This window comes from Mycobacterium sp. 1245852.3, assembly GCF_001669335.1.
GTDB lineage: Bacteria > Actinomycetota > Actinomycetes > Mycobacteriales > Mycobacteriaceae > Mycobacterium > Mycobacterium europaeum_A.
Map to the genome: position 1 here is coordinate 1 of NZ_LZLL01000500.1, position 6,626 is coordinate 6,626.

The window sequence follows — 6,626 nt, forward strand, 5'->3', positions numbered from 1 at the left end:
ACCGCAGCGGATCATCCGGAAAGCACGGCACCCCCAGGCGGATCGACAGGTTCTTCACCATCGCTTCGGGGCCGGCCCAGTCGGTGAGGAAGCGCACGCAGTAGCCGTTGGTGGTCAGGATGTTCATGAACAGATTGGGTGAGCCCTGTTTCTTCGCGTAGTCGCGGTCATGGTGCACCGGCATGAAGTCCCGGGTGGCGATCGCGCCGGCGACGATCATCGTTGTGGTGATCGGGATTTCGAGCGGTGTGACCTCGTCACCGATCGAAATGTCTCGCCATTGCAGAGTGCGGTTGGCGGTGGTCGTCATGCGGGTCCCTCCGAATAGGTTGCGCCGAGGTGGGCCAGCTGCGCTGAAGCCGGACCGAGGGTCAACTCGTTGTGTTTGGCCCACAGGAAATAGCGGTGCAGGGGATAGGTGACGTCGATGCCGATGCCGCCGTGGACGTGCTGGGCGGTGGCGGCCACCCGCGCGCCGGCCTCGGCGGCCCAGAACTTCGCGATGCGCGCCGCGCGGTCGGCAGGCCGCCCGTGCGCGATCAGCCAGGCCGCCTGCCAAGTGGTCCACCGAATGGCCTCGACGTCGATGAAGGCGTCGGCCATGCGCTGTTGCACCGCCTGGAAGCTGCCGATCGGCCGGCCGAATTGTTCTCGGCCCGTGGTGTATTCGGCGGCGATGCGCAACGCCCGCTCGGTGACACCGAGCTGGATCGCGCACAGCGCGACCAGGGCCCGGGTGTGCAGCGACTCGACCAACCCGGCACCGGTGATCACGTCCGCCGCGGAAACGGTTGCGCCGTCCAGGAATACGTCCGCGTGCGGCTCGCGGTTCGTGGTGGGCACCGGGCGGATCTCGACACCGGCCGCGTCGGCGGCCAGCAGGAACAGGCACACGGTGCCGTCGTCGGCGGCGGCCGGGATCAGGATGGTGTCGGCGAGCTGCGCGGCCGGCACCAGCTCCTTGGCGCCGTCGAGGCGCCAATGCTGGCCGTCGCGGCGCGCGGTGGTGCGCGGGCGAGTCGGGTCCGAGCGGCCCGGCTCGACCAATCCCGCTGTTAGCAGGCGGGATCCGGTCACCACGCCCGGAAGAAATCGCTTTTGCTGTTCGTCGTTGCCGTGCCGGGCGATCGGGTCGGCGCCCAGCACCAGCGTGGCGTAGGCGGGCACGGGCGCGACGCTGTAGCCGACCTCGGCCAGCAGCACCCCGAGTTCCACGAAGCCACCGCTTGAAGCGCATGAGCCGCCCACCGACTCGGGTAGGGCGGTGCCCAGCAGGTCGGCGGCGGCCAGCTCTTGCCAGAGCTCGGCGTCGTAGCGGGTGTCGCCGGCTTCCAGTTCGGCCAGCCGGTCGGGCGTGGCACGGCGCTCCAACAGGTCGCGGGCCAGCTTGGCGATTGTCTCCTGCTCTTCGGTGAAGGTGAAGTCCATGACGGGCCTACGCGCTCGGCCGGAACTGGTGCAACACCAGGTCGTTATCAAACGTCTGGTAGTAGACCTCGACGGGCATTCCGGTTGTCACGTCGGCCGGGTCGATCCCGGTCAGGTTGGACACCAGGCGCACCCCTTCGTCGAGTTCCACCAGCGCGACGACGTAGGGGTATTCGAAGAAGGGAAACTTCGGCTCGTGCGGCATGACGTAGCTGTAGACAGTGCCGCGACCCGACGACTCGATCGCCTCCCATTCCAGCGAGCGGCAGTGCGGGCACATCGGCCGCGGCGGATGGCGCAGCTGCCCACAACCGCCGCAGCGCTGGAGCAGGAGCTTGTTGTCCCGCAACCCGTTCCAGAAGAATTCGGTGTCCGGCGTGATTGCCGGCGCCAGGCGGGCCGCCATCAGCTCGCCGGCCTGAATCGCAGCACCCGGAATCGCTGCCGCCCCAGCACCTCACCGTGCTGATCGGTGTAGGTGGTCAGCCAGGTCAGGAAGAATCCGGTGCCCAGCGCCGTTTTCTTCTCGTCGGAGACCGACTCGTAGACCGTCGTCGCGCTGATCACGTCGCCCAGTCGCGGGTAACGCTCGATCTCGAACTCCGAATTGGTCGCCACCGTGCTGGTGTATCCGGCCTCATCGAGGAATGCCGTTGGGTTGCTGGTGATCTCGACGGGGGCCCCGCCACGTTCGCCGATTCCCTCCAGCTTTGGCGACGGCATGGTCCAGGTCTGCAACATCACCGGCGGTGACACGATGCCGCCGAACCGTGACTTCGCGGCGAACTCCGGGTCGATGTAGACAGGGTTCATGTCGGCCATGGCGTACGCCCAGTGCCGGATCATAGGCTGGTTCACCGGGTCGGGGGCCACCGAGGGCTTTCCGGTGCCACCGGTCGGCTGGCCGACGAGGGCCCGCACCTTGGCGCTGACGGTGTCTGAGTCGCTCACTTAGTACTGTCCTCCTGACTATTGCGCGGCCCGCAGGTCGCGTGGTGCCCGCGGCATGCCCAACCCGGCCATGGCGATGATGTCACGCTGAATTTCGTTGGCCCCGCCTCCGAAGGTGTTGATGACGGCCTGACGGTAGGCCGATTCCAGCGCGCCGCGCAGCGGAGCCTCGGCGCCGCGCCGAACTCCGTTGCCGTCGAGCACCTCGAGCAGTTGCCGGGCGACCTGTCCGCTGAGCTCGGTGCCGAACACCTTCGCCGCCGACGCCTCTCCCATGCTCAGCATCCCCTTGGTCATCGCGGCGTTGACCCGGAGGTTGACCATCTTGTACGCGGCGACTTGGGCCTCGACCCGGGCCAGGGCCTGCTGCACCCAGGGCTGGTCGATGACGCGACCGCCGTCGAGTTCGGTGGAAAGCGCCCATTCCAAAGTCTTTTCGAACAGTGGCTCGAGCGCGCCCAGGTTGCCCAGCGACGCGCGTTCGAAGTTCAGCTGGGTGGTGATCAGCTGCCAGCCCTGGTTTTCGGCGCCCACCAGCGCGCTGACCGGCACCCGGACGTCGTCGTAGAACGTGTAGAACGTCGAGATGCCCGGCATGGTGTGCAGCGGTTGCCAGGAGAATCCGGGCGAGGAGGTCGGCACGATAAGGATCGAAATGCCCTTGTGCTTCTTGGCATCGGGATCGGTGCGCACGGCCAGCCAGATGTAGTCGGCGTAGGCGGCGCCGCTGGTGAACATCTTCTGGCCGTTGATCACGTACTCGTCACCGATACGGACCGCCGTCGTGCGCACCGAGGCGAGGTCGCTGCCCGCGCCGGGTTCCGAGTAGCCGATGGCGAACTCCGCCGTGCCTTCCAGGATCGCCGGCAGGAACTGACGCTTCTGCTCGTCGGTGCCGTAGTGCATGAGCGTCGGCCCGACGGTGTTGAGCGTCACCAGCGGGATGGGTGCGCTGACCCGGCGCGCCTCTTCGGAGAAGATGAACTGTTCGATGGCCGAGAACCCTCGTCCGCCATATTCTTTCGGCCAGCCGACGCCTAGGAGATTGGCCGCGGCGAGGGCGCGGATGCACTCGCGTACGGCCGGCCCGCCCTCCATGTGCTCGCTGACCGCGGCGACGCGTTCCGGCGTCATCACCGTTTCCAGGGTCGCGCGGATCTCGGCGCGCAGCTTGCATTGCTCTGGCGTGTATTCGAGGTCCATCGGCTCAGATTCCCATCCGCACCGGCATGCGTTTGACGCCGGGCACCATGGTGGCCCGCATCCTGTGCACGTCGCCCACCAGCTCCATGGTGGGGAAGCGGCGCAGCAGCTCGTCGAACAGCACCGTCGCCTCCAGGCGCGCCAATTGCGCACCGACGCAAGAGTGTTCACCGCAGCCAAAGGCGATGTGCGGGTTCGGGTGACGGGTCACGTCAAACTCCTCGGAGTCGGGGCCGAACACGTCCTCGTCGCGGTTGGCCGACCCGTACAGCATCACCACCACCTCGCCGGCGCGGATCCGCTGGCCGCGGATCTCGACGTCGGCGGTCGCGGTGCGGGCCATGTGCACCACTGGACTGTTCCACCGCAACATCTCCTCGACGGCGAGCGGGATGCGTGCGGGGTCGGAGACCAGCAGGCGGCGCTGATCGGGATGCGCGATCAACGCCAACGTGCCCAGCGCGATGAGGTTGCGGGTGGTTTCGTTGCCGGCCACCAGCAGCAGGAAGGCGAAGTTGAGCAGGTCTTCGTCGGTCAGCCGGTGCTCGTCGATCTCGGCCTCGGCCAGGACCGACAGCAGGTCGTCGCGCGGGTGCACCCGCCGGTCGGCGATCAGCGCCTGGAAATACTCGAAGAGCTGGCCCATGGCCACCAACGAGTCGAGTTCGATCTCGGGGTCGGCCGTCCCGGTGGCCGCGTCCGACCACGCCCGGAACTGCTCCCAGTCGTCCGGCGGGGCGCCGATCAGTTCGGCGATCATGCGGGTGGGCAGTGGCGCCGCGACCTCCTCGGCGAACTCGTGGACCGAGCCGGGTTCGATGCCGTCCAGGATCCCGCGCACGATCTGACGAATCTTTGGCTCCAACACGGCAACCCGCCGCTTGGTGAAGCCGGAGTTGATCAGCTTGCGCAACTGGCGGTGCCGGGGCGGGTCGCTGAAGATCAGGTTGCCCGCCTGTACCGGGTTGGGATTCGCCGGGTCCGGAATGGTGATGCCCTTCGTGGACGAGAACAGCGCCGGATTGCTCGACACGAACCGGATGTCCTCGTACTTCAGCAGCGCCCAGAAGTCGGTGACGTCGTTCCAGCACACCGGCGCGGTGGCGCGCAGCTCCCGATAGGCCGGGTAGGGATCGCCGGCGTAGAAGTCGGGGGAGTGCAGCGGGAAGCTTGGCGAGCGCAGCGGCGGATGAGTCTGCACGGCAAGCCCCTCTCGCAGGACACCCGATCGGACAGATTGAGGCAATCTGTCCTGCGGACTGTGTCTACTCCGTGCCGTCGCATGCTGTCAACACGACACGTAGATATTGCGGTAGCTTGCAATTCGCGCGATTGATGATTGACGAGGGCGACACGGAGGTGTACACCAAGTGATCAGATGACCGGAGGAAGCCATGGCCGATTCGCCCGCTCTAGTCCAGACCTATCAGCTCTACATCGACGGCAACTGGGTCGAGCCGCAGGACGGCCGCTATGACGACCTGTCCCCGTCCACCGAGGCCGTCATCGCCACCGCCCCGGACGCGAGCGTCGCCCAGGTCGGCGATGCGATTGCGGCCGCTCGCTGCGCCTTCGACAGCGGACCCTGGGGCACGATGACCGCCGAGCAGCGCGCCGGGTGCCTGAACCAGTTGGGCGAGGCGCTGACCAAACACGCCGATGACTTCTTTGCGCTGTCCGAGGCGGAGTGGGGCTGCATCGCCAACGAGCGCATAATGCAGATCGACGGCGCCGGCTTCATGTCCATGCACGCCGCGCAGCTCGCCACCCAGCTGGTCGACCAGGAGGTCACCGGCATCAGCGCCGGAACCACCGTGTTGCGGCACGCGCCGCTGGGTGTCGTATCGGTGCTGACGCCGTGGAACTTCCCGCACTGCCTCAACGTCATGAAGCTGAATCATGCTCTGGCGGCGGGCAATACGGTCGTGCTCAAGCCGTCCCCGCTGACACCGCTGGCCGGTCTGGCATTGGCGCGGCTCATCGACGAGCACACCGACATCCCGCCCGGGGTGGTCAACGTGGTCACGCCGTCCGGTGTCGAGGCGGCCAAGCTGCTGACCACCGATCCGCGCATCGACATGGTCAGCTTCACCGGCAGCTCGGCCGTGGGCCGCCAGGTGATGTCCGCCGCCGGGGACACGATGAAGCGGATCCTGTTGGAACTGGGCGGCAAGTCGGCCAGCATCGTCCTCGACGATGCGCAAATCACCGACGACATGCTGCGCCAGATGCTGTTCGAATCCTGTTCGCTGCACGCCGGGCAAGCCTGCATCCTGCACAGCCGGCTGCTGCTTCCCGACTCGCTGCACGACGATGTTGTCGATCGGCTCGCCGCCTTGGCCCGCGAGGTCAAGGTGGGCGACCCCACCGACCCCGAGGTGCAGATGGGTCCGTTGATCAGTGCGGCGCAGCGCGACCGAGTCGAGTCACACGTGGCCGGCGCGCTGAATGACGGAGCGAGGCTGGTGACCGGCGGCGGCCGGCCGGCGGATCTGGACGTCGGCTTCTACTTCGAACCGACCATCCTGTCCGGAGTGGACCCGAATTCGACTATCGCGCAAGAGGAAGTGTTCGGTCCGGTGTTGACCGTGCTGCGCTACCGCGACGACGACGACGCGGTCGCCATCGCGAACAACTCGCAATACGGGCTCTCCGGCGCGGTGTGGGGCGGTGACGTGGACCGTGCCGTCGGGGTGGCGCGCCGCATCCGCACCGGCCAGATCGCCGTAAACGGCGTCAACCCGGGCGGCGCGCCGTTCGGCGGCTTCAAGCTCAGCGGGCTGGGCCGCGAGGGTGGCGGGATCGGCGGACTGCACCAATACATGGAACCGATGGCCATCGGGATCCCCGCGTGACGGGACCCCTTGAGGGGCTGCACGTCGTCGAAATCGCGGGCGAGATCTCGGGTCCCTACGCGGCAAAGCTTCTGGTCGACCTGGGCGCCGAGGTCATCAAGATCGAACCGCCCGCCGGAGACCCGCTGCGGCGCTGGGGGCCGTTCCCCACCGGACTCGCCGACCCGGATCGGTGCGGCCTGTTCGAGT

Annotated in this window: 8 protein-coding genes; 2 read left to right on the top strand and 6 right to left on the bottom strand. The window is 67.3% G+C overall.

The genetic code is table 11. From position 1 onward, the window contains the following. From A9W96_RS22235 to A9W96_RS22260, 6 genes are all read right to left on the bottom strand, one after another. Positions 1-310 (bottom strand): MaoC family dehydratase (locus A9W96_RS22235; RefSeq protein WP_067143099.1); only part of this gene is annotated, 310 nt, incomplete at its 3' end. Further along, positions 307-1,428 carry an acyl-CoA dehydrogenase family protein gene (locus A9W96_RS22240; protein WP_067143103.1) on the bottom strand — a complete coding sequence of 374 codons (1,122 nt, stop codon included), beginning with the start codon at positions 1,426-1,428 and terminating at the stop codon, positions 307-309. The genes A9W96_RS22235 and A9W96_RS22240, both read right to left, overlap by 4 nt. Positions 1,429-1,435: 7 nt before the next feature. Beyond that, positions 1,436-1,834 (bottom strand): Zn-ribbon domain-containing OB-fold protein, encoded by a 399-nt coding sequence (locus tag A9W96_RS22245; RefSeq protein WP_067143106.1) that lies wholly within the window; start codon positions 1,832-1,834, stop codon positions 1,436-1,438. Then, on the bottom strand, positions 1,834-2,379 hold the full coding sequence (locus A9W96_RS22250; RefSeq protein ID WP_067143109.1) for a MaoC family dehydratase N-terminal domain-containing protein: 546 nt from the start codon (positions 2,377-2,379) through the stop codon (positions 1,834-1,836). Before A9W96_RS22250 ends, A9W96_RS22245 begins: the two co-directional genes overlap by 1 nt. A gap of 18 nt (positions 2,380-2,397) precedes the next feature. Continuing rightward, a complete protein-coding gene (locus tag A9W96_RS22255; protein ID WP_067143111.1) occupies positions 2,398-3,582 on the bottom strand; it encodes an acyl-CoA dehydrogenase family protein in 1,185 nt (394 codons plus the stop codon). Positions 3,583-3,586: 4 nt separating this feature from the next. Then, complete coding sequence (locus A9W96_RS22260; protein ID WP_066872040.1) at positions 3,587-4,783, bottom strand: cytochrome P450; 1,197 nt, start codon at positions 4,781-4,783, stop codon at positions 3,587-3,589. A gap of 193 nt (positions 4,784-4,976) precedes the next feature. On the opposite strand from A9W96_RS22260, the gene A9W96_RS22265 reads away from it, so the two are divergent. Continuing rightward, on the top strand, positions 4,977-6,437 hold the full coding sequence (locus A9W96_RS22265) for an aldehyde dehydrogenase family protein (RefSeq protein WP_067143114.1): 1,461 nt from the start codon (positions 4,977-4,979) through the stop codon (positions 6,435-6,437). After that, a partial coding sequence (locus A9W96_RS22270) for a CoA transferase (protein ID WP_197499603.1) occupies positions 6,434-6,626 on the top strand: 193 nt, incomplete at its 3' end. The genes A9W96_RS22265 and A9W96_RS22270, both read left to right, overlap by 4 nt.

Bases quoted from the DNA above. Each gene is read 5' to 3' on its own strand.
- A9W96_RS22240 (WP_067143103.1), bottom strand. From the start codon at position 1,428: ATGGACTTCACCTTCACCGAAGAGCAGGAGACAATCGCCAAGCTGGCC.
- A9W96_RS22245 (WP_067143106.1), bottom strand. From the start codon at position 1,834: ATGGCGGCCCGCCTGGCGCCGGCAATCACGCCGGACACCGAATTCTTC.
- A9W96_RS22255 (WP_067143111.1), bottom strand. From the start codon at position 3,582: ATGGACCTCGAATACACGCCAGAGCAATGCAAGCTGCGCGCCGAGATC.
- A9W96_RS22265 (WP_067143114.1), top strand. From the start codon at position 4,977: ATGGCCGATTCGCCCGCTCTAGTCCAGACCTATCAGCTCTACATCGAC.